The organism is Serratia sp. BIGb0163 (assembly GCF_024809935.1).
Taxonomy (GTDB): Bacteria; Pseudomonadota; Gammaproteobacteria; order Enterobacterales; family Enterobacteriaceae; genus Serratia; species Serratia quinivorans.
In genome coordinates this window covers 187,216-209,728 of sequence record NZ_JANUDZ010000002.1, presented here as the reverse complement: position 1 = coordinate 209,728, position 22,513 = coordinate 187,216, and the positions used below count along the sequence as shown (strand labels likewise).

Below are 22,513 nucleotides of genomic sequence, written 5' to 3'. Positions count from 1 at the left end.
TGCCGACGGAATCGATCAGTAACCGCTGCCAGACGGCTCGGCACCGTGGCCCAGCGTCGCCAACAGGCTGGCTAACAGGCTGGAAGCCCCGAAGCGGAAATGACGCGCATCGGCCCAGCCTTCACCCAGAATACGATCGGCAAGTTGCAGGTAATGCAGTGCATCTTCCGCCGTACGCACGCCGCCGGCCGGCTTGAAGCCCACCGTCTTGGCGACGCCCATATCGCGGATCACCGACATCATCAGCTCGGCGCTTTCCAGCGTCGCGTTGACCGGCACTTTACCGGTTGAGGTCTTGATAAAGTCCGCGCCGGCATTGATGGCAATTTCCGAAGCCTTGCGGATCAGATTGGCCTGCTTGAGCTCACCGGTTTCGATGATCACTTTCAGCAGCACGTTGGCGGCCAAACAGGCCTGCTTGCACTGTTTCACCAGCTCAAAACCGACCTGCTCATTACCGGCGATCAGTGCGCGGTATGGGAACACCACATCCACTTCATCGGCACCGTAAGCGATAGCCGCACGGGTTTCCGCCAGCGCGATCTCGATATCATCGTTGCCATGCGGGAAGTTGGTGACGGTCGCAATACGGATGTCTGGCGTCCCCTGCTCACGCAGGGCCTTGCGCGCCGCCGGAATAAAGCGCGGGTAAATGCAGATGGCCGCGGTATGCCCGGCCGGGCTGTTCGCCTGACGACACAGCGCGATCACTTTCTCATCGGTGTCATCATCGTTCAGCGTGGTCAAATCCATTAAGGTCAGCGCACGTTGCGCTGCTGCGGTTAATTCGGTCATAAAACTCTCCAACTGAGAACCTGGGTGTTGGCGAGCGGACTTGGTTCCTTGAAGATAGCGCTGGGGAACGGGTCCCTCATCGGCAACTGAGATCCTTCTCACCGCACATAACCCTTCGCATCGCGCAGGGTCAGTAATAGCTATTTGAACACGATCGCCAGGGGCAATTCGCGTTCACAGTCACACTATATGAAATAACACTGTAACAGACCGGAATTATATGTGAAGAACATCACAAAATAACGCGATATTGTTCACAAATTCGCTAAAGAAACGGGCAAAGATAGCGGACACAGCATTCTGTGCCCGTGTTAGAAGTATAGGCGCTGTCCTGCAATAGAGCCTGTTGCCCTATGCAGGACAGCCCAGGGATTACAGCGCCAGGAAGAACCCGGCGATGGTCGCGCTCATCAGGTTGGAGAGCGTCCCCGCCGCCACGGCTTTCAGACCGAAACGCGCGATGTCGTGACGACGATTCGGTGCCATGCTGCCCAGACCACCGAGCAGGATCGCCACCGATGACAGGTTGGCAAAGCCGCACAGGGCAAAGGAGATAATCGCCTTGGTATGCGTCGACAGCACCTGCAGCCCCTCTGCCGCCACCACGTCGTCCGGACGCAAATAAGCACCAAAGTTCATGTAGGCAACAAATTCATTCACGATGATCTTCTGGCCGATAAACGAACCGGCGGTCATCGCTTCATGCCATGGCACGCCGATCAGGAAGGCAATAGGTGAGAACACCCAACCGAGGATCAGCTCCAGCGACAGCTGCGGATAGTCGAACCAGCCGCCAATACCGCCGAGAATGCCGTTCAACAGGGCGATCAGCGCGATAAACGCCAGCAGCATTGCGCCCACGTTCAGCGCCAACTGCATGCCGGAAGCTGCACCGGAAGCCGCTGCGTCAATCACGTTGGCCGGGCGGTCTTCTTCCGCGATCAACTTCGTTGCATCGTCCCTGTCGTGGGTTTTTTCGGTTTCCGGCACCATCAGCTTGGCAAACAGCAGGCCACCCGGTGCGGCCATGAACGAAGCCGCAATCAGGTATTCCAGCGGTACGCCCATCTGGGCATAACCTGCCAGCACCGAACCGGCCACCGAGGCCAGGCCGCCACACATCACGGTGAACAACTCAGATTGGGTCATGGTGGCGATATACGGACGCACCACCAGCGGAGCTTCAGTTTGGCCAACAAAGATATTGGCGGTCGCCGACAGCGATTCTGTCCGTGAGGTACCCAGCAATTTTTGCACGCCGCCGCCCAGCACGCGGATCACCAGTTGCATGATGCCGAGGTAGTAAAGCACCGCAATCAACGAGGAGAAGAAGACGATCACCGGCAGGACGCGCAGCGCAAAAACAAAGCCGCCGCCGCCAAAGACTTCAAACATCTTGTCGGAAACCAGACCGCCGAAGATAAATGAAATGCCCTGATTACCGTAGGCGATTACGTTAGCGACACCGGCCGACATGCCGCCAAGAATGGCGCGACCTACCGGGACATACAGCACCAGCGCGCCGATGGCGACCTGAAGAACGAATGCCCAGCCAACGGTGCGAAACTTAATCGCGCGGCGGTTGCTGGAGAGCAGCACGGCGATGGCGATCAGCGCCGCCATGCCGACCAGGCTCATGATGAGTTGCATGCAAAGTATCCCTGTTGCGAAAAAAAGAAATGCATCCCTGTCCGGTTGTCCCGCGAGGGTTGCTTATGAGTGTTTTCGGGGTGCGATTATACGGAGCGGGACAACGCCCGCACCGATTTATGTCACAAATATATACAACCAGACGCAATAGAAAACACCAGTACGTGACATGCGTCACGGTTTAATCCTTCTGCATGACCTTGGCTCACCGGCCTAATTGGCTACAGTGCCACGTCCTTAATCCGTTTTTGCTCGTTGGGGGAGATCTCCGCTTGGGACTTGATATAGTCCACCACCGCTTCTGCCGCACCGCTGCCGGCCACCGTCTTGATGTTACGCCCTTCGGTAAAGGCGCTGAACCCATCCCCACCCGTGGCCAGGAATGAATTCACCACAATCGGGTACCAGGCGTCATCCTTTAGCGGCTGCCCCTGCACCGTTAACGAGACGATGCGCTGATTGAGCGGCTTGCGGCTATCGTATTTCATCTCGATGCCCTTCGAGACTTGCAGGATGCCGTTGGTCAGATTTGCCGCATGATTCATTAACGAACGTAGCTGCTTGCCGTTGATTTCCATGTAGCTCAAGTCGTCCGGGAAAGGAAACAGGGTGATAATATCGCCCAGTTTAATTTCCCCCTGAGCCAGCTCACTTCTCAAACCGCCACTGTTGACGAAGGCGAATTGCGCCCGTGGATCCATGGCCAAAAAGGCATCACCGACCATATTGCCTACGGGAGAAGACTCACCATAAGAACGCGTCAATTCTGCGCTGGCCTTACCGATTTTCTGCTGAGTGATCTCTTTCAGCTTATCCGTCCATAGCGCGATCTTATCCGCCGTTGCCCGATCGGGTTCAACATCACCAGCGTAAATATTGATTAGCTGCCCTTTATAGCCGGTGATCTTTTTACTTTTATCGTCAATATTCAGCACCAGTTTTCCCAGATCGATGCCATAGGCATCGGTGGAAACGATTAATGTATTGTTCACCTTGATGGGTTCCGGCGTACCCACATGAGCATGACCGGTAATAATGATATCCAACCCCTGCACCTGCTTTGCCAGCTCTATGTCTTTATTTAACCGCCGACTCACGTCCGTCGCACCAAAACTGGATTGCCGTGCCGGCACGCCTTCATGAATTAACAATACGGTAATGTCCACCTTGTCGCGGATCTGCCCAAGATATTTATTCAGGTATTCCACTTCGTCGCGCATCTCAACACCCTTGCGCATATTTTTATTTACCGTATCGTAGAAAGCGAATTTCCCGTGCAAACCAATCACGCCAACCTTAACGCCGGCCTTCTCCAAAATAACCCAGGGTTTATCCCACACCGGTTTATCACTGTTCTCATAGAATAGGTTGCCTAATAACGCAGGAAAGGTGGCCTTATTCATCTGCTGAATCATATTAGGTACACCATGATCAAATTCATGATTACCGATAGAAACAGCATCAAACGACATTTGATTCATCACATCAATGATAGCCTCACCCTTCGTTAGCGTGCTGATATAAGGACCGGTAAAAAAATCCCCGGCATCGAAGAAGAAGACGCCATCATCTTTGGCTTTGGCCTGTTTGACGATAGTGGCAATATTGGCGAATCCCCCCACTGGTTTTTCTTTGCTGACATAAGGGGCTTTAAAAGGGAGCACATTGGCATGCAAGTCGTTGGTATGATATATCGTAAGGTCAACAGCCTGAACAGAGGCGCTGGTAAAAAATGCCACTGTGACTAATGGAAAGATAAACTTTGATATTTTCACGTAATATTCCCTCAATCCATGTATAGGGCACAGCCTGATCCAATACGCGGTTTTTGAATCACCCTTTATTTAAACGCGTTAAGTGTATTGTAATACCTGATGATTGGAGATTAACTGCCCTGCTGTCTGAATATAACAGGGTAAATATGAATGGAAAACGACAGACGCGCTTAGTTAAACATAGCATCCACTTTTGTTTTGTGAATTATGTCATGTTTGAAAAATAAGACTCAGTCCGTTATCGAGTCATTTATTGATTGTCATTAACTTGTTATTCGAAAAGCAATTACAATACGTTAATAACAAAATAAACGAATGGCAAAGCATCCATAACGAAAATATAATTCCCGAAAAACACCCCATCACACTGAAAATAACTCTCGTGTATTTCGCTGTAATTGGGCGCCGATCATCTCCTCCGACTCTGGGCGCAATTGGCACAGAGCAGCGAACACTTCAGCAGCGCGCTCGGGGCGGTTCGGTTGCCCCTGGTAACCGGCCAGCGGCATGTCGGGCGCATCGGTTTCCAACAGCAGCGACGTCAACGGCAGTTGGGCCATGACATTACGGGTTTTCTGCGCCCGCTCATAGCTGATGGTGCCACCGACGCCAATGTAATATCCCAGGCGGATAAACGCCTGCGCCTGCGACAGACTGCCGGCAAAGCCGTGCACCACGCCGCGACGAGGTACTTCGGTGCGGCGCAGCATCGCCGCCAACTGATCGTGGCTGCGGCGCGAATGCAGGATCACTGGCAAATCATGTTGCTTTGCCAGCTTCAATTGCGTGGTTAACACCTGCTGTTGGCGCTCGAACTGCGGGTTTTCCATATACAGATCGAGGCCAATCTCCCCCACCGCCACCAGCTTAGGCGGTCGGCTGGCCAGGAACCCCGCCAATTGTTCCAGCTCCGGCTCATGGTGCTCGGCAATATACAGCGGGTGTAGCCCCAGGGCGGCAAACAGCGGTGGATAATCGCGTGCCAGCTTCAATACCCGCACAAAACGATCGGCGGTCACCGTAGGCACGATAATCCGTCGCACGCCCGCTTGCTCCGCCAACGCCAGGCTTTCACGTTCTTGACCGCTGAACGGCGGGAAATCGAAGTGGCAGTGGGTGTCGGTGAAGTCGTGCATCACAGCAGGCCACCCTCGCCCGGTGGTACTTCGCCCGGCAAAATAATGTCCATCGCCGCCAGTTTGGCTTCCGACGGGTTGGCAAGATCGCGCGGGTGACTGATGTCGGTAATAATCGGTGAAGGCATGATGACGTTTTCCGGTTGGATCAAACGACGCGACAGCGCCTTTTTCACCTTCATGCCGTCCAGTTTGTCCTGTTCTACCAGCCAGTGACCGACGGTTGCCAGGAAGTAGCGCCCGCACTTACGGCCCAGGTGATAGTCCTGATTGAGCGACGTGACGCGACTCCCCAGGGCATTACTGGCCAACGGCTTCGGCGGGAAAATTTCGAAGATGCGCAGCTCGCCGGGCGGCTTCTCAATAAACTGCTGAATACGGTGGTAACTTTGCTCGTGGTGTTGCAGGATGCGCACCATCTGCTGCAGGCTGCTTTCGCTCAGCCAGTGCTCCATGCGTTTCATCCACTGCGGCGTGTAGTACATCTGCGACGGCACAGTGCGGATCACCACGATGGTATCCGCGCCACGGCGATAGGCTTCTTCAACCGGGATCGCATCGCTGATGCCACCATCCTGATAGCTGACGCCGTCCAGCTCCACACCCATACGGTAAAAACCGGGGATGGCGCTGGATGCTTTAATGGCCGGAAGCCAGCTTTCGCGTTGCGCGGGCAGGTAGGTCGGTTCGAAGTCATCACTGCGGCAGGCGCACATCAGGAATTCACGGCCATCAACCAGGCTTTTTTCCGCAACGTCCATCGCCAGCGGCAGCTGTTGGGTCGTGGTATCGAGCAGCCAGTCGAGATCGATAAGATGCCCACCGCGCACAAAGCGCAATGGGTTAAAAAATTCAGCGGAAGTGGTGTAGCGGGTGATCACCCGCCGCGCGTAACCCATCTGGCCACAAATAAAAGCCGAGAGGTTTTGCGCGCCGGCAGAAGTGCCGATCATCAGATCAAAAGGATTAAAGCGGGCACGCTGGAACTCGTCCAGCACGCCGGCAGTGAAAATGCCGCGCTGCCCGCCCCCTTCACATACCAGCGCCATTTTACCGGGCCGGTAAGGTTTATACGCCAGCGGTTCGATATTGCCGAGCGTGATGGGTATTCTGTATCCCAACCCTGCATCCTCAGTGAGACGTTTTACCCGAGGATACCTTGTCTTGCTCTCTTCCGTAATCCTCTTGCAGTACACCAGAGAGGCAATCATTGCTGCCCATCAGCCAGATGCAGTCGCTGTCAGACCACTGCGCCAACCTCTGACACACCCGGCCCTTCAGCTGTTTCCAGCGTCCGAGGATGATGTCGCTGTTCATGACTGACCTCCCTACTGCGAGAAAACAGATTAAGCTTTGTTACACTTTGAGGATAAAGCTAAGGGCGTCGGCGACCGGTAAACAGGCTGACCAGGAACAGAATGATCCCTACGACGAAGACGATTTTTGCAGCCCAGGCGGCGGTACCCGCCAGTGAACCAAAACCTAATGCTGCTGCAATCAATGCGATGACTAAAAAGATAATGCCCCAACGAAACATAAGCTTCTCCTTACCATAGTGAAAAAACGCATCGCAATCCGTGCCCTTCTCGGGTGCCACCGGACTGCCGGTCAGTTTCTTTTTTTGATGGTGCATCCTGGGCTAGCCTCACGGCTAACCCAGGATTTGGTGCTTGTTGTTACGCTTGCTAAAAAATTTATGGCTTAACGACCAGGTCGTTTTTAACGCTTTTCACACCGTCGATAGCCTTGGCAATGCTTTCTGCACGCTCTGACTGCGCCTGAGTTTTCACTTCACCGGAAAGCTGTACCACACCGTCGGTGGTTTCTACTTTCACATTGCGCGAAGGGACGATGTCATCGGCCAGCAGTTTGGCCTTCAATTCGCTGGTGGTCGCAGTATCACCGGCATAGGCCTTCATCGACTGTTTGCCTTCGTCTTTCACGTGCAGCTTGTCGCTGACGGATTTGACGCCTTCCACTTTACCGGCCACTTCAACCGCGTGCTCGGCCTGCGCCTGGCTGCCGACAAAACCACTCAGGGTGACGGTGCCTTTTTCGGTTTTCACCGAGATATCAGAGCTGGCGATGGATTTGTCATCGACCAGCGCACTTTTAACTTTAGCCGTTGTTGCGCTGTCATCCATGTAGCCGTCAACTTTTTTCATGGAGCTATCGATTTTGGCACCCGCGCTATCAGCGGCACTTGACGCTTTATTGAGCAGAGTATCTTCAGCCAGCGCGCTGCCACTAACCAGAACGGAACCCAAAACAACAGCCATCAGTGATTGTGCAAATTTAGTATTTTTCATCGATCTCTTCCTTTGGTTGCGGATCCAAAATGGTTAGGATCCTTCAGCCGCCATAACGCGGCCCACTCAGTAATACTTCACGATTTCTATACGTTCAAACATTCACGCTAAACGATTGTTGCCACATCAGGAGTATTGCAACGGCCGTGCCAATTTTAAAAAACCATTTAAAATCAATAACAAAATAAATAACGCTTACATTTTAGGCTAAAAACTGTCGCCTATTGACGACAACACCTATCAGTAAAATCAATGTTATTGCTATGTTATTGATTTCTAAAACATCACACTGTCTCTTATTGGCAACAGTGCAGAATAACTCGCTACCGTTAAGACAAAGCGCAGTGAATTACGCTTAACGGTTCGGTTATGCCCTGTTAAATATAGACCATATGACAGAAAAAGCAGGTATTGCCGGGCAAATCCTGGCGGCTGCGGGGGGACTGAAAAGATGAAGGAGACTTATTAATTAGCAGAATGGGGTGAAGCAATATAACACAGGGCGCCCTAAGGCGCCCTGCTGTTCTGTTACCGTTAGTGCTCGCGTGTTTTGCGGAACACCACTTCAGGGTAGCGTTCCTGGGTGATATTCAAGTTAACCATGGTAGGCGCGATGTAAGACAGGTTGTCGCCGCCGTCCAATGCCAGGTTAAGCTCACACTTGCGCTTGAACTCTTCAAACTTCTTCACGTCGCTGCATTCAACCCAACGGGCGGTCGAAACGTTGACCGACTCGTACAAGGCTTCGACGTTGTATTCGCTTTTCAGGCGTGCAACCACCACTTCGAACTGCAGCACACCGACCGCGCCGACGATCAAATCGTTGCTGGCGATCGGACGGAATACCTGCACCGCCCCTTCTTCGGACAGTTGCACCAGGCCTTTCAGCAGCTGTTTTTGCTTCAACGGATCGCGCAGACGAATGCGACGGAACAGCTCCGGCGCGAAGTTCGGAATACCGGTGAACTTCATATCTTCACCCTGGGTGAAGGTATCGCCGATCTGAATGGTGCCGTGGTTATGCAGACCAATAATATCGCCCGGATAAGCCTCTTCAACATGCGAACGGTCACCCGCCATAAAGGTCAGGGCGTCGGAGATCACCACGTCTTTACCGGTACGCACCTGGCGCAGCTTCATGCCTTTCTCGTAGCGTCCGGAGACCACACGCATAAAGGCCACGCGGTCACGGTGTTTAGGATCCATATTGGCCTGGATCTTGAACACGAAACCGCTGAATTTCTCTTCTGCGGCTACCACTTCACGGGTGCTGCTTTGACGCGGCATCGGCGCTGGAGCCCAGGCCACCAGACCGTCAAGCATATGGTCCACACCGAAGTTACCCAAAGCGGTACCGAAGAATACCGGCGTCAAATCACCGCTCAGGAAAGCTTCATGATCGAACTCGTGAGATGCGCCCTGCACCAGCTCCAGCTCTTCACGCAGCTGCGCGGCCAGGTCTTCACCCACGGCGGCGTCCAGCTCCGGGTTATCCAACCCTTTGACTATGCGCACTTCCTGAATGGTGTGGCCTTTACCGGTCTGGTAAAGATAGGTTTCATCCTTGTACAGATGATAAACCCCTTTAAACAGCTTGCCGCAGCCGATAGGCCAAGTGATAGGTGAGCAGGCGATTTTCAGCTCACGCTCCACTTCATCCATCACTTCCATCGGATCGCGGATATCGCGGTCCAATTTGTTCATAAAGGTCAGGATCGGCGTATCGCGCAGACGGGTAACTTCCATCAGCTTGCGGGTACGATCCTCAACCCCTTTGGCGGCGTCGATCACCATCAGACAGCAGTCGACGGCGGTCAGGGTGCGATAGGTATCTTCGGAGAAGTCTTCGTGCCCCGGGGTGTCCAGCAGGTTAACCAGACATTCGCGGTACGGAAACTGCATCACCGAGGTGGTGATTGAGATCCCACGCTGCTTTTCCATTTCCATCCAGTCGGATTTGGCATGCTGATTTGAGCCGCGGCCCTTTACCGTACCGGCGGTCTGGATAGCCTGTCCGAATAACAACACCTTTTCGGTAATGGTGGTTTTACCGGCATCGGGGTGCGAGATGATGGCGAAAGTTCTTCTTTTCGAGACTTCGCGGGCAAATTCACTAGGAGACATGTTTTTCAGATTCTACAGTTAGTCCGCCCTGCGAAAGCATCAGAACGCGCCGCGCACGGCGCCAGGCAAAGCGGTAAATAAAAGATAATAGCCGGGCATTTTCGCTGATTTACCAACCGGTGACAATCAATGCTTTTACCAGCGGACAAGTTAGGACCGAGATGTTCGCTATGCCAGCGGCAGCGCCATGACTATCGCGTCTTCACGTCCATGGGCTGCAGGGTAGTAGTTACGGCGGATGGTTACTTCATTAAAGCCGAGATCTTCGTACAGCGCGATGGCCGCACGGTTAGAGGCACGCACTTCCAGCCACAGCGTAAACACGCCGCGGGGCTCCAACTGTGCAATCAGCGCTTCCAGCAATTGACGGCCAAAGCCCTGGCGTTGCCAGTCCGGATGAATGGCGATATTGAACAGCGTGGCTTCATCCAGCACGATTTGGGTGATGGCAAAACCCGCCATCTGCCCGTCGGCTTCCAGTTTCAGGTTAAGGTAGCGATCGCCCTGATTAGTGGCAAAGGTAGCTTGTGTCCAGGGAAAGGCGTGGCTGGCCTGCTCAATCTTGAAGGCTGTGGCCAGGTCGGCCGCGGTCAGGGTAGAAATCTTGTTCATGATGACAAATCTGCTGCCAGAGTGCGCGTTTGGCACTCGCATCGAGAGAAAGCTCGGCCAGTGCCGGGCTGTATAGCTGCGCGCCGGCCACCGCAAGCGGCTCCGCAACACCCAACCGCCAACTGTTGCATTCGGTATCCTCAGGCAACATAGCCACCTGATCCGGCGTCAGGCCATAGGTTTGCGCCGGGGTCAGGCCCAGGCTGCGCAGCACGTCGCAAAACAGCGGATCGTTATGCTCAGGCAAGGCCTGTGCCACAACCAGTAAACGCACCTCGGGTGGCAGGCTGACGGCTACTTCGCCCTGCAACACGCCCGGGCGGCGCAATGTCCACTGCGTAATACCCAGTTGTTGTAACAGCCAGTCGCGTTTTGATGCCATGCCGATTCCTGTCAGGATCTACCCGTTGTGGTGCGCCATGCCTGCCATGCGCCGCGCTATGCTAACAAACCCGCGCGGCCTGCGCCAACAAACCCGTCGAACATATCGCCACAAAGCTCTATAATCCCCGGTCTAATTTCTAGGAGCCAAAACCTGATGTCTGCATTAACCCCCGCCAGTGAAGTCATGCTGCGCCACAGTGATGAGTTTATCGAACGCCGCGTTCTGTTCGCCGGTGACCTGCAGGACGCCCTGCCGGCCCAATTTGAGGCCGTGGATGTGCGTGTCCATACCCAGCAATACCATCACTGGCAGTTACTGAACCGGGCGATGGGTGACAACGTGCAGTATGGCCTGACCGTAGACGCTGCGTTCGTCGCCGAGTGCGATACGCTGATCTACTACTGGCCGAAGAGCAAACAGGAAGCGCAATTCCAGCTGTGCAACATTCTGGCACTGCTGCCGGTAGGCACTGACGTGTTCGTGGTCGGTGAGAACCGCAGCGGCGTGCGCAGCGCCGATCAGATGGTGGAAGATTACGCCACACTGGTGAAAATCGACAGCGCCCGCCGCTGTGGCCTGTATCACGGTCGCCTGGACACCCAGACCGAATTCAACCTGGAAGACTGGTGGGAAAGCTATCAGTTGCACGATCTGGAAGTGAAAACCCTGCCGGGCGTGTTCAGCCGCGACGGACTGGATGTCGGTAGCTCACTGCTGCTGTCGACGCTGGATAAACACATGAAAGGCAAAGTGCTGGACGTGGGTTGTGGTGCCGGTGTGATGGCCTCGGTGCTGTCCAAACTGTCGCCAAAAATGAAGCTGACCCTCAGCGATGTCAACGCCGCAGCCATTGAGTCCAGCCGCGCAACGCTGGCCGCCAACGGCATTGAAGGTGAAGTGATCGTCAGTAACGTCTATTCCGACATTACCGGCCGTTTCGATCTGATCATCTCCAACCCACCGTTCCATGATGGGCTGCAAACCAGCCTGACGGCGGCGGAAACCCTGATCCGCGGTGCGTTGAAGCACTTAGGCGTCGGCGGTAAACTGCGCATCGTGGCCAACGCCTTCCTGCCGTACCCGGACATTCTGGACGCCACCTTCGGCAGCCATGAAGTGCTGGCGCAAAACGGCCGCTTCAAGGTGTACCAGGCAACCGTTGCCCGTGCACCACGCGACGCCAAGAAGAAGAAATAAGTAACGCCGCCCGCAAATAGCGGGGATCAGGGCGCAGCGTTCACACGCCGCGCCCTTTTTTTATCCGTTGATATAGGTCATCGACTCTGCGCCATAGCGTGCGCCTGCCGCCGCCTGCAACGGAAACACCGCCTCAATCGCCGCCAGTTCCGCCTGGCTCAGCGTCAGTTCGACCGCCGCAATGTTCTCTTCCAGATAACGACGGCGCTTGGTCCCCGGGATCGGCACAATATGCTCGCCCTGCGCCAATACCCACGCCAATGCCAGCTGTGAAGGTGCCACGCCTTTCTGTTTGGCCAGTTCGCTCACTTTCGCCACCAGCGCCAGATTGCGGGCAAAGTTTTCCCCCTGGAAACGCGGGTTGCTGCGGCGGAAGTCGTCGGCATCCAGATCTTCCGGCCGTTGAATAGCTCCGGTCAGAAAACCTCTCCCTAACGGGCTGTAAGGAACAAAGCCGATGCCCAGACGCTCACAGGCTGCCAATACTCCTTGCTCGGCATCACGCGTCCACAGTGAATACTCGGTCTGCAACGCGGTTATCGGATGCACCTTGTGCGCACGCTCCAGCGTAGCGACCGAAGCCTCGCTCAACCCGATGTAGCGGATTTTACCTTCGCCAATCAGGTCCGCCATGGTGCCAACCACCTCTTCGATCGGCACTTCTGGATCCACGCGATGCTGGTAATAAAGATCTATCACCTCAACCCCAAGCCGCTGCAGGCTGCCTTCTACCGAACGACGGATATACTCCGGCCGACTGCTGACGCCCCGGGCGTCGGGATCGGCCGGATCGCGCAGGATGCCAAATTTGGTGGCCAGGAAGACCTGCTGCCGTTTGCCCTTGATCGCTTTACCAATCAACCGTTCGTTGGTGTGCGGGCCGTACATGTCGGCGGTGTCGAGCAGGGTGACCCCCAGTTCCAATGCCCGGTGCAGTGTGGCGATGGCCTCTTTTTCGTCCTGCGCCGTCGAATAGAAATCACTCATCCCCATGCAGCCCAGCCCCAGGGCAGAAACGGTCGGGCCATTGGGACCTAATTGACGTTGTTGCATTGTGTTGCCCTCATGCGGTTTTCATCAGCGGAGTGCTGGTACAACAGAGTCTGGTTGTTTACCCTGAAAAGATAAATAATGCGGATTACACATCACTGTTTAAAAATCGCTAACAATACGGAGCGGCAAAATGGATCAGATCCAGGCCATGCGCATTTTCACCCGCATCGTCGAACTGGGCAGTTTCAGCCGGGCAGCCGAGCGTTTGCAGTTACCTCGTGCCACGGTCAGCAATGCCCTCAAACGGCTCGAGCAGCGCCTCGGCGTCCGTTTGCTGATCCGCACCACCCGCCAGGTGCAGGTGACCAGCGAAGGCACGCTGTATTATCAGCGCTGCGTGCAGTTGCTGGGTGCGCTGGAGGAGGCGGACACGCTGTTCAGTCACCATAAGCTGCAGCCCTCCGGCAAGGTACGCATTGATATGCCCCATTCGCTGGCGCGCGAAATCGTGATCCCCGCTCTGGATGACTTTTACCAACGCTATCCGGATCTGACTCTGGCGTTGGGCGCCAACGATACTCATGTTGATCTGCTGCGCGAGGGGGTGGATTGCGTGCTGCGCGCCTGGGAAACCGAAGATGACAGCCTGGTGGCACGACGCATCGCCATGCTGCCACAGTTGACCTGTGCTTCTCCCGGCTATCTGGCTGCGTTCGGTGTCCCCCAGTCGATTGACCAGTTGCAGCAGCATCAGGCGGTGGGCTATTTTTCCCTCGCCAGTAACCGTAATTACCCGCTGGAGTTTTGCCGCAACGGTAAAGTGGAGTTGCGCGAATTGCCCGCCAAGCTGAGCGTCAGCGGTGCCGATGCTTACACCAGCGGCTGTCGCGCCGGCATGGGGCTGATACAGGCGGCGCACTACTCGTTGGCACCCTGGCTGCAGAAAGGGGAATTAGTCGAAGTGTTGGCGGAAACCCCGCCGCCGCCGATGCCCATTTACATCATGTATCCCCCCGGCCGTTTCCTTGCGCCGCGGGTCAGGGTATTGATTGACTGGCTGATTTGGCTGTTTGAACAGTATCAACAGCCCAAAACGGACGTTTTTCCAGCAAACACCCGCAAACAGGGGAAATAACTATTGACGTCCCCGCCAAAATCTCTAGAATTCGCCTCCGTGGTACGTTACTCCGGTAATGTTTCTTGGAATGCGAAGGTGGCGGAATTGGTAGACGCGCTAGCTTCAGGTGTTAGTGTCCTTACGGACGTGAGGGTTCAAGTCCCTCTCTTCGCACCAAATAACCACATGATTTATATTGCACAGCATCAATGCGAAGGTGGCGGAATTGGTAGACGCGCTAGCTTCAGGTGTTAGTGTTCTTACGGACGTGAGGGTTCAAGTCCCTCTCTTCGCACCAAGCTGGTGATATAAATCGAAAGCAAAATAAAGATATCGGCTGTGCGAAGGTGGCGGAATTGGTAGACGCGCTAGCTTCAGGTGTTAGTGTTCTTACGGACGTGAGGGTTCAAGTCCCTCTCTTCGCACCAATCGATAACTCTCTCCGGTAATACCCCCAAAACAATCCCCAATCGAAACAATGATGAACACGCGAAAGCGTGGTTTTTGCGTTTTCAGCCCAGATTGAAGTTCAGACCGATCGCCGCCAGTCCACCGGCCAGCGCCATGCAGGAAGGCAGCAGCAGGTAGTGTCGCCAACGGCTATTGAACAGCATCACCAGGGTGGCCAGCATGGCAATCACAATCAGCGTGCGCAATTGCATCATATCCAGGTTGATCAATGCCAGTAACGGCAACAAGGCGCAGGGCAGCAAAACGCCCCAGGCGCTGGCCAGACGGCTACCCAGGCACCAACTGACGCCCCACAGCCCACACGCGGTAATCATGGCGGCAATCATGATAACCCTACCCTTCAAGTGATAATGAGAACCAATATCATATACCACTTTTTTTCACTGCGCATCATTTTCGCCGCGACGGTCAAACGCGGATGACATAACGGTTGAAAAATGATAATTTGCCATAAGAAAATTCCTAGTCTAATTCGCATGTTAATAATCACAATCTACAACCATACAATGCGAGTGTTTAATTCCCACCGACAGAATTTTTCGCAACCTTACCTTTTCGACAGATCGATATTGTAAAGAGTGAATTCCGCATGAACGCGCGTTCTTATCAGGAACTGCTGAACAGCAAACACCGCTTATCATTATTTTTATTTTTATTGATGAACGCGGCCTCTTCCGTATTTACATTATTAGTCCCGTTTCAAAATAAACCCGCTTTTACCCTGCCTTTATTAGGTATACCGCTATTTTGTCTGGCGGCATTTTTATTTACCCTGCAGTCTCCGCGGTTATACGTCAAAAAACTGAATCTATTTTCCTGCGTCCTGGGTCTGCTGTGGGCGGCACATATTTACCTTAAAAGTCAGCATTGTGCGCCGAACAACCAAAGTTTTCTATTAATTAGCCTGTTCAGTATGTTTTTTATCAGCGCCATTGCCTTAACCGATAATTTTATCGCCTTCTGCCTGCACGCCGTTCCATCCGCATTAGTCATTCTATTACTGGACGGTATGCACAATACCATGCGGATAGTATTCACCACGGTATTGCCGATTATCGCGTTCTCTATCCATCACCTGATGCTTAAACGCAGCGAACACTTTACCCAAACCCTGGTGGCGAATCTGTATAACGAACGGGACAGGTTCAGCAATTTAAGCATGATCGATCCCTTAACCGGGCTCTATAACCGTCGTGGCCTGGAGAATAAAATCAATATGTTGCCGGCGGCCGCGTCAGACTGCCATTTCGTGCTGCTGCTCGATATCGATCACTTCAAGGCTTATAACGATAATTATGGCCATACCATGGGTGACCAGGCGCTGGTGCAGGTCGCCATCGCCATCCGCGATTCGGTTCGTTCACGCGATATCGTGGTGCGTTACGGTGGAGAGGAGTTTTTGGTGCTGTTGACCAATGTGAATGAGGACTATGCCACCCAAGTGGCTGAACGGGTGCGCCAGCGGGTGCAGGAACTCAAAATCCCCCATCGCTTTAACCAGTTTGAAACCACCACGGTCACGCTCAGTGCCGGGATCTCCGCGTTGGACAAGCTGGATGTGGCCTCGGCGATCCGGGCGGCCGACGCCGCGTTATATCAGGCGAAAAACAACGGCCGCAATAATATTCAGCTGGCGCAAAACGTTCAACCCGCCGCCGTGTGAGCCGGCGGGCTGTGAGCTTAGCGGCGGCGCTGCTGCAGGCCGTAAGCAAACACCACGGCAAAACACAGCAGCGGCAGGCAATACGACAACGCCGTGCTATACCTGTCCGCCAGCGCCCCCATAAAGTAAGGCATGATGGCACCGCCAACGATCGCCATGATCATAAAGGAGCTGGCGCGCTTGGTGTGTTTGCCCATGTTTTTCACCCCGAGGGCGAAAATGGTCGGGAACATAATCGACATAAAGAAGAATACGGCGATCAGCGCCACCACCGAGATGCCATCCATACTGAGCATGACGACACCGCACAGCACAATGTTGACCAACGAGTAAACCATCAACAGCGTGGCCGGTTTGACCCTGCCCATCAGCCAGGTGCTGAAGAAGCGCCCGACCATAAAGCAAATCATGGCGATAGAAAGCAAATAGGACGCGCTTTGGTTGGAAACGTCGCTCCAGTGTTCGGTGGCATAGTTAATAAAGAACGCACCAACACCGACCTGTGCCGCCACGTAGAAGAACTGGGTGATCACCCCGCCAACAAAGTGCTTGTGCTGCCACAACCCCTGGGCGATTTCACCATGCTCCGGCTGCTCTTCCTCGCGGATGTCCGGCAACCGGGTGCGGCTGAACAAAAAGGCAATCAGCAGTACCAACACGGCGATCGCCACATAGGTCATCTTCACCGCACTCTGGTCACCGCTGCCTGCCCCCTGGGTGGCGGAGAAAAACAGCGTGCCGCCGATCATCGGGCCGATAAACTGCCCTAACCCATTAAACGACTGGGACAGGTTCAGCCGCCGTTCGGCCCCCTTTGCGTCCCCCAATACCGTGGCGTAAGGGTTGGCGGCGGTTTCCAGGCAACCCAGCCCGCAGGCAATCACAAACAGCGCAAACAGGAACATGCCAAAACTGTTGGCGGAGGCCGCCGGTACAAACAGCAATGCCCCGAGCGCATACAGGCACAGTCCGATCAGAATGCCGGCTTTGTAGCCTTTTTTATCCATAAAATAGCCGGCGGGCAGCGCCACCAGGAAGTAGGCGCCAAAATATGCCGCCTGTAATAATCCCGACTGCGCCTTGGTCACGTGCAGCGTTTCCTGAAAGTGCTTATTTAATACGTCCAGCAGGCCATATGACAGCCCCCACATAAAGAACAGGCTGGTCACCAAGATAAAAGCCCAGCGCAGATTGGCCGTCGCCTTGGCGCCCACCTGAGGTGGGGCAGCAGTTTTTTCAGCAAGCATTGATATATCCTCGGTAGGGTAAGTTATTGTTGTTGCAAAGAGAATATCCGCTCCATCACCACCCATTTTTCGCCTTGCGGCGTCCAGGGGGTGGCCACCTGGTAGTGCCACATCAGGGCTTCCCAGCGCTGCACGTGGGGATTGCTCAAACCGGCGGCGTCAAACCGCTCGGCATCGAATCCGCTACTGACTTCAACAATCATGAACAGCCGGGTACCCAGCCGGTAAATCTCCATATCCAGGATGCCGTGCTCACGCAGATGAGTGGCAATTTCTGGCCAGATGCACTGGTGATAGGCCAGGTATTCCTCGATCAACGCCGGTGAGTCGACCAGATCGAGCGCCTGACAGAAGCGCTGCCCCGTCCCCGTCACGCCACTCATGTGATAGCCCGGTCAAGATGCAGATACCCGCCGTCCACCGACAGCCATTGCCCGGTGGTGTGCGACGAACGTGATGAAATCAAAAACACCACGGTGTTGGCGATCTCCTGCGGCGTGGTCATTCGCTGTTCGAAAGGAATGCGCGCGGTAATTTTCTCGAGCTGCTGCTCCGGCTGCTCGAAGGTATTGATCCAGCGCTGATACTGCGGCGTGATCACCTCCGCCGGTACCACCGCATTCACCCGCACCCCTTCATGGCGCAGCGACACCGCCCACTCGCGTGTCAACGCCAGCACCGCGCCCTTGGCGGCGGTATAGCCACTGGTGCCTCCCTGCCCGCTGAGTGCGGTCTTGGAGGCGATATTGACGATCGCCCCTTTGCTGCTTTGCAACGCCGACTGGCACAGGTGCGCCATCAGGTAGTAATGAATCAGGTTTTTCTCCAGCGATCCGACAAAGGCTTCACGCCCGGCCTCCAGCCCTACCCCATCGTTAACGCCGGCGTTATTCACCAATGCATCGATACGGCCGAAGGTTTCCTGCGTTTGCGCCACCGCCCGCCGACACTGCTGTTCTTCACACAAATCGGTGATGATCACCGTGCTCCGTGGCTGCAAGCGACGCAGCTGCGCCAGAAACTCGGCCTCAGGCATGGCGTTAGTGACAATCACCGGGATTGCCCCTTCTTCAGCCAGCAGTTGGGAAACCGCCGCACCGATGCCGGAGCCGCCACCGGTAACCATCACCACCTTATCTTTCAGATACAGATCCATAACCAGACTCCGTTAACCCATAAATTCGGCATGCCGTGCCACCCCAAATCTCCGCCTGCTGCGAAGGACTCAGCGTGGCGATCGCCTGCTCATTCAGTTGATAAACCTGGCCGTAATCACCCGCCAGCAGGCACACCGGCCAGTCAGAACCAAACATCAGCCGCTGCGGGCCGAACGCCTCCAGCGCCGCCTCAAAAAACGGCAGTAGCTGTGAGGCCTGCCAATGCCCACCGGGGGCTTCGGTGATTAACCCGGAAAGCTTGCAGACCACGTGCGGCAACGCCGCCAAAGGCTTGATTTGCTGTGCCCAATGTTCTGCACCCTGAGCGATATCCGGTTTGCCAAGATGGTCCAGTACCAGCCAGTAATCGTCATGTTCGGCAGCAAACTGCGCCGCCGCCGACAAATGCCGGTGAGTAACCAGAATGTCGTAGACGTAGCCATGCCGCTGTAACGCCTGCATACCGCGCCGCACTTCCGGCAGCGCCAGCCAGGCATCCGGCTGCGGCTCGTCTTGCACCAAATGACGCCACCCGCGCAGCAGAGGTTGCTGCCGCCATACCTCCAGCCGCTGCGGCAGCTGCGGCGCGGTGATATCCAGCCAGCCCACTACCCCGCACACACCGCGGCTCTGCTGCGCCTGCGCCAGCAGCGTTTGGGTTTCCTGCTCGCACTGCCGTGCCTGTACCACCAGCGCACCGTCAAAACCGTGGTGTTCCAGCAGGGGTTCGAGCTGCTTTGGGCCAAAATCCTGTTGCAACACCGCCATCTGCTCGCTGATCCACGGATAGCGTTGCGGCTGGTAATGCCAGTAATGTTGGTGAGCATCGATGCGCAGCATGGTTAGTTTCCCGTTCAACCGCGGAACCGGTACTGTTCGAGCGACGCCGCATGCATCTCGATCGAATATCCGGGATTGAGCGGTGGCATATAGGCCGCCCCCTTGACCTCACAGGGATGGACAAAATGTTCATGCAGATGATCGACGTATTCGATCACCCGGCCGTCGTGGGTGCCGGCAATGCACAGGTAGTCGATCATCGACAGATGTTGAACGTATTCGCACAGTCCCACGCCACCGGCATGCGGGCACACCGGCAGGTTGTATTTGGCCGCCATTAGCATCACCGCCAGCACTTCATTAACGCCCCCCAGGCGACAGGCGTCGATCTGCACCACGTCAATCGCTTCGCGCATAATGAACTGCTTGAACAGAATACGGTTTTGGCACATCTCGCCGGTGGCCACCTTGACCGGATGCACCCCTTCGCGGATACGGCGGTGCCCTTCCACGTCGTCCGGGCTGGTCGGTTCTTCGATAAACCAGGGTTTGGCGAACGCCAGATGCTTCACCCAGGGAATGGCGTCGTTGACTTCCCAAACCTGGTTGGCGTCGATCATCAGTTGACGATCGGGGCCGATCACCTCGCGGGCAATGCGCACCCGGCGAATATCATCTTCCAGATCGCGCCCGACCTTCAGCTTCAGGTAGGAGAAACCGGCATCGACCGCTTCCTGGCACAACCGGCGCAGCTTATCGTCCGGGTAACCTAACCAACCGGCGGAAGTGGTGTAGCAGGGATACCCGTCCTGCAGCAGCCGTTCCAGGCGCTGCTCCTTGCCGTGTGCCCGCTGTTTGAGCAAGGTAAGCGCTTCCTGCGGCGTAATGCAGTCAGTGATGTAGCGAAAATCGATGCAGCGTACCAGCTCCTCTGGCGTCATCTCTGCCACCAGTCGCCACACCGGTTTACCCTCGGCCTTGGCCCACAGATCCCAAACCGCGTTGATCACCGCCCCGGTCGCCAGGTGGATCGCGCCCTTGTCCGGGCCGATCCAGCGTAACTGGCTGTCACCGGTAAAACGTCGCCAGAAGGCCCCCATATCGGCGGCGATCTCTTCCAACGAAACCCCGACGATCTGATGCTCCAGCGCGCGGATCGCCGCGCAGCAGATCTCATTGCCACGGCCGATGGTAAAGGTCAGCCCGTGGCCTGTCAGATCGTCACGATCGGTCTCCAGGATCACGTAGGCGGCGGAATAGTCCGGATCCGGATTCATCGCGTCGGATCCGTCCAGCGCCAGCGAGGTGGGGAAGCGAATATCTTCAACCCGCAGTGCGGTAATTGTGGTCATGGCATGCTCCCCATCAGGCTTGTACGGTTGTTTGACACTGTTCACCCAATCCCTCAATCCCCAGGCGCATCGTCTGCCCAGCCTTCAGGTAGACAGGCGTTGGCTTTTGCCCCATGCCGACGCCCGGCGGCGTACCGGTGGAGATCACATCGCCCGGTTGCAGACTCATAAAGCGGCTCAGGTAACTGATAATTTGTGGAATGCGGAAGATCATGGTGCTGGTATTGCCGTCCTGATAGCGTTTGCCGTCCACTTCCAGCCACAGATTCAGGCTATGGGGATCGGCAATTTCATCGGCAGTCACCAGCCAGGGGCCGGTGGGGCCAAAGGTGTCGCACCCCTTGCCCTTGTCCCAGGTACCGCCGCGTTCGATTTGGAACTCACGCTCCGAGACGTCGTTGATCACGCAGTAGCCGGCAACGTGCTGCATCGCGTCCTGCTCGCTGATATAGCGCCCACCCTGACCAATGATCACCCCCAGCTCCACCTCCCAGTCGGTCTTGAGCGAGTCACGCGGGATCTGCACCTCGTCGTTAGGCCCGACCACCGCGCTGGTCCACTTGTTGAACACCACTGGTTCAGAGGGGATCGCCGCGCCGGTTTCCGCCGCATGGTCGGCGTAATTGAGACCAATACAGATAAACTTGCCGATGTGGCCCACGCACGGCCCCAAACGCGGCTGTCCAGCCACCTTCGGCAGTTGGTTGATGTCCAGCGCGCGCAGTTGGTCCAACGCGGCGGGCAGCAGTGCCTCACCACTCAGATCGGCGATATGCTGCGAGAGGTCACGGATCTGACCCTGATTGTCCAATATCCCCGGACGTTCCTGCCCCGGTGCGCCATAACGTAAAAGTTTCATGCAATCCTCACTAAGAAAGTAGATGGCCAGGGCCTCAGTTACTCCAGCCGCCGTCGATAATCTGCACCGTACCTGTGGTATAGGAACTGGCGTCGGACGCCAGATACAGCGCCAACTGGGCAATCTCGCCGGTGGTGCCGATGCGGCCAATCGGCTGGCGGGCAACAAACGCCTGATACACCTCTTCTTCGCTGCGTCCCTGCTCACGGGCCTGCTCGGCGATGCGCTGGCGCAGCGACGGCGATTCCACCGTACCGGGGCAAATGGCGTTGCAACGAATGCCCTGAGTGACGTAATCCGCCGCTACCGACCGCGTCAGGCCAATCACCGCCGCCTTGGTGGCGCTGTAAGCGAAGCGGTTCGGCACCCCTTTCACGCTGGAGGCGACCGACGACATATTGATAATCGAGCCGTTTTTGCGTGCCAGCATGCCGGGCAGGAAGGCACGGATCATGCGGAACATCGCCGTCACGTTAAGATCGAGGGCGAATGCCCACTGCTCCTCGCTGCACTCGAGGATCGAACCGCTGTGCACCACACCGGCACAGTTGAACAGCACGTCGATCGGCCCGAGGGTTTCCGCAGCCGCGGCGATCGCCGCAGGATCAGTGACGTTTAGCGTCATTGGCTGAATACCGGGCAGCCCCTGCAGTTGTTCGATGTTGATATCGGTGGCGATCACCTCGGCACCCGCATCGGCAAACAATCTGGCAGTACTGAAACCGATACCCTGTCCAGCGGCGGTGATCAGCACGCGTTTTCCACTTAAATTCATTTTCGCTCCCTTGGCCTAAAGGCCTAATGGTCAGGCCATTAAAGGCGGTTAAAGGTCAGGCCTTTAACATGACAAAAGACGCTTTACGCGTTATGGTTTGGTGAGAATGTTATGAG

General features: G+C 55.6%; 23 protein-coding genes and 3 tRNA genes. 6 read left to right on the top strand and 20 right to left on the bottom strand.

Going from position 1 to position 22,513, the window contains the following annotated elements; genetic code table 11:
* Positions 1-15: 15 nt before the first annotated feature.
* The 11 genes from deoC to M2406_RS11895 all read right to left on the bottom strand — a co-directional run bounded on the left by deoC (position 16) and on the right by M2406_RS11895 (position 10,783).
* On the bottom strand, positions 16-795 hold the full coding sequence (gene deoC / locus M2406_RS11945) for a deoxyribose-phosphate aldolase (protein ID WP_012005113.1): 780 nt from the start codon (positions 793-795) through the stop codon (positions 16-18).
* A gap of 372 nt (positions 796-1,167) precedes the next feature.
* The gene (locus M2406_RS11940) at positions 1,168-2,445 is read right to left on the bottom strand and encodes a NupC/NupG family nucleoside CNT transporter (RefSeq protein WP_012005112.1); all 1,278 of its coding nucleotides are present in this window, start codon (positions 2,443-2,445) and stop codon (positions 1,168-1,170) included.
* A gap of 221 nt (positions 2,446-2,666) precedes the next feature.
* Complete coding sequence (locus tag M2406_RS11935) at positions 2,667-4,214, bottom strand: bifunctional UDP-sugar hydrolase/5'-nucleotidase (protein ID WP_041418873.1); 1,548 nt, start codon at positions 4,212-4,214, stop codon at positions 2,667-2,669.
* Between the two features lie 368 nt (positions 4,215-4,582).
* Entirely contained in the window at positions 4,583-5,356 is a 774-nt protein-coding gene (locus M2406_RS11930; RefSeq protein WP_259190289.1) for a TatD family hydrolase, read from the bottom strand.
* Positions 5,356-6,477: a patatin family protein gene (locus tag M2406_RS11925; protein WP_012005109.1), complete on the bottom strand. Its 1,122-nt coding sequence runs from the start codon at positions 6,475-6,477 to the stop codon at positions 5,356-5,358. Before M2406_RS11925 ends, M2406_RS11930 begins: the two co-directional genes overlap by 1 nt.
* A gap of 10 nt (positions 6,478-6,487) precedes the next feature.
* Positions 6,488-6,673 carry a hypothetical protein gene (locus M2406_RS11920; RefSeq protein ID WP_012005108.1) on the bottom strand — a complete coding sequence of 62 codons (186 nt, stop codon included), beginning with the start codon at positions 6,671-6,673 and terminating at the stop codon, positions 6,488-6,490.
* A gap of 58 nt (positions 6,674-6,731) precedes the next feature.
* The gene (locus M2406_RS11915; protein WP_004857650.1) at positions 6,732-6,893 is read right to left on the bottom strand and encodes a DUF1328 domain-containing protein; all 162 of its coding nucleotides are present in this window, start codon (positions 6,891-6,893) and stop codon (positions 6,732-6,734) included.
* Positions 6,894-7,050: 157 nt separating this feature from the next.
* Positions 7,051-7,665, bottom strand: a complete 615-nt coding sequence (osmY, locus tag M2406_RS11910; protein ID WP_012005106.1) for a molecular chaperone OsmY — start codon at positions 7,663-7,665, stop codon at positions 7,051-7,053.
* A gap of 534 nt (positions 7,666-8,199) precedes the next feature.
* Entirely contained in the window at positions 8,200-9,789 is a 1,590-nt protein-coding gene (gene prfC, locus M2406_RS11905; RefSeq protein ID WP_012005105.1) for a peptide chain release factor 3, read from the bottom strand.
* Positions 9,790-9,957: 168 nt separating this feature from the next.
* Positions 9,958-10,401: a ribosomal protein S18-alanine N-acetyltransferase gene (gene rimI / locus M2406_RS11900; protein WP_012005104.1), complete on the bottom strand. Its 444-nt coding sequence runs from the start codon at positions 10,399-10,401 to the stop codon at positions 9,958-9,960.
* Positions 10,346-10,783 carry a DNA polymerase III subunit psi gene (locus M2406_RS11895; RefSeq protein WP_017891542.1) on the bottom strand — a complete coding sequence of 146 codons (438 nt, stop codon included), beginning with the start codon at positions 10,781-10,783 and terminating at the stop codon, positions 10,346-10,348. The genes rimI and M2406_RS11895 overlap by 56 nt, the downstream gene beginning before the upstream one ends.
* Positions 10,784-10,939: 156 nt before the next feature.
* On the opposite strand from M2406_RS11895, the gene rsmC reads away from it, so the two are divergent.
* Entirely contained in the window at positions 10,940-11,983 is a 1,044-nt protein-coding gene (gene rsmC, locus M2406_RS11890) for a 16S rRNA (guanine(1207)-N(2))-methyltransferase RsmC (RefSeq protein ID WP_259190167.1), read from the top strand.
* Between the two features lie 60 nt (positions 11,984-12,043).
* On the opposite strand, the gene M2406_RS11885 is transcribed toward rsmC, so the two are convergent.
* Complete coding sequence (locus tag M2406_RS11885) at positions 12,044-13,036, bottom strand: aldo/keto reductase (RefSeq protein ID WP_259190166.1); 993 nt, start codon at positions 13,034-13,036, stop codon at positions 12,044-12,046.
* A gap of 130 nt (positions 13,037-13,166) precedes the next feature.
* On the opposite strand from M2406_RS11885, the gene M2406_RS11880 reads away from it, so the two are divergent.
* The 4 genes from M2406_RS11880 to M2406_RS11865 all read left to right on the top strand — a co-directional run bounded on the left by M2406_RS11880 (position 13,167) and on the right by M2406_RS11865 (position 14,521).
* The gene (locus tag M2406_RS11880; protein WP_259190165.1) at positions 13,167-14,111 is read left to right on the top strand and encodes a LysR family transcriptional regulator; all 945 of its coding nucleotides are present in this window, start codon (positions 13,167-13,169) and stop codon (positions 14,109-14,111) included.
* A 72-nt stretch (positions 14,112-14,183) separates the two neighbouring features.
* Positions 14,184-14,270 (top strand) — tRNA-Leu (locus tag M2406_RS11875).
* A gap of 34 nt (positions 14,271-14,304) precedes the next feature.
* Positions 14,305-14,391: transfer RNA gene (locus M2406_RS11870), tRNA-Leu, on the top strand.
* A gap of 43 nt (positions 14,392-14,434) precedes the next feature.
* Positions 14,435-14,521: transfer RNA gene (locus M2406_RS11865), tRNA-Leu, on the top strand.
* 84 nt (positions 14,522-14,605) lie between these two features.
* On the opposite strand, the gene M2406_RS11860 is transcribed toward M2406_RS11865, so the two are convergent.
* Positions 14,606-14,890 carry a DUF1435 family protein gene (locus M2406_RS11860; RefSeq protein ID WP_012005099.1) on the bottom strand — a complete coding sequence of 95 codons (285 nt, stop codon included), beginning with the start codon at positions 14,888-14,890 and terminating at the stop codon, positions 14,606-14,608.
* A 263-nt stretch (positions 14,891-15,153) separates the two neighbouring features.
* Here M2406_RS11860 and M2406_RS11855 point away from each other — a divergent pair, with 263 nt between their 5' ends.
* Positions 15,154-16,227, top strand: coding sequence for a diguanylate cyclase (locus M2406_RS11855; protein ID WP_012005098.1), 1,074 nt, complete (start codon positions 15,154-15,156; stop codon positions 16,225-16,227).
* A 17-nt stretch (positions 16,228-16,244) separates the two neighbouring features.
* Here the strand turns inward: M2406_RS11855 and fucP are convergent, their stop codons facing one another.
* Genes fucP through M2406_RS11820 form a run of 7 tightly spaced genes read right to left on the bottom strand, consistent with a single transcriptional unit; the run spans position 16,245 to position 22,397 of the window.
* Positions 16,245-17,474: an L-fucose:H+ symporter permease gene (gene fucP / locus M2406_RS11850; RefSeq protein WP_112363126.1), complete on the bottom strand. Its 1,230-nt coding sequence runs from the start codon at positions 17,472-17,474 to the stop codon at positions 16,245-16,247.
* A gap of 23 nt (positions 17,475-17,497) precedes the next feature.
* Positions 17,498-17,857, bottom strand: coding sequence for an L-rhamnose mutarotase (locus tag M2406_RS11845; RefSeq protein ID WP_259190162.1), 360 nt, complete (start codon positions 17,855-17,857; stop codon positions 17,498-17,500).
* On the bottom strand, positions 17,854-18,630 hold the full coding sequence (locus tag M2406_RS11840) for an SDR family oxidoreductase (RefSeq protein ID WP_259190161.1): 777 nt from the start codon (positions 18,628-18,630) through the stop codon (positions 17,854-17,856). Before M2406_RS11840 ends, M2406_RS11845 begins: the two co-directional genes overlap by 4 nt.
* The gene (locus M2406_RS11835) at positions 18,608-19,471 is read right to left on the bottom strand and encodes an amidohydrolase (protein WP_259190160.1); all 864 of its coding nucleotides are present in this window, start codon (positions 19,469-19,471) and stop codon (positions 18,608-18,610) included. Before M2406_RS11835 ends, M2406_RS11840 begins: the two co-directional genes overlap by 23 nt.
* Before the next feature lie 14 nt (positions 19,472-19,485).
* On the bottom strand, positions 19,486-20,763 hold the full coding sequence (locus M2406_RS11830) for an L-fuconate dehydratase (RefSeq protein WP_259190159.1): 1,278 nt from the start codon (positions 20,761-20,763) through the stop codon (positions 19,486-19,488).
* A 13-nt stretch (positions 20,764-20,776) separates the two neighbouring features.
* Positions 20,777-21,622 carry a fumarylacetoacetate hydrolase family protein gene (locus M2406_RS11825; protein ID WP_017891536.1) on the bottom strand — a complete coding sequence of 282 codons (846 nt, stop codon included), beginning with the start codon at positions 21,620-21,622 and terminating at the stop codon, positions 20,777-20,779.
* Between the two features lie 34 nt (positions 21,623-21,656).
* Complete coding sequence (locus tag M2406_RS11820; protein WP_259190156.1) at positions 21,657-22,397, bottom strand: SDR family oxidoreductase; 741 nt, start codon at positions 22,395-22,397, stop codon at positions 21,657-21,659.
* Between the last annotated feature and the right edge of the window lie 116 nt (positions 22,398-22,513).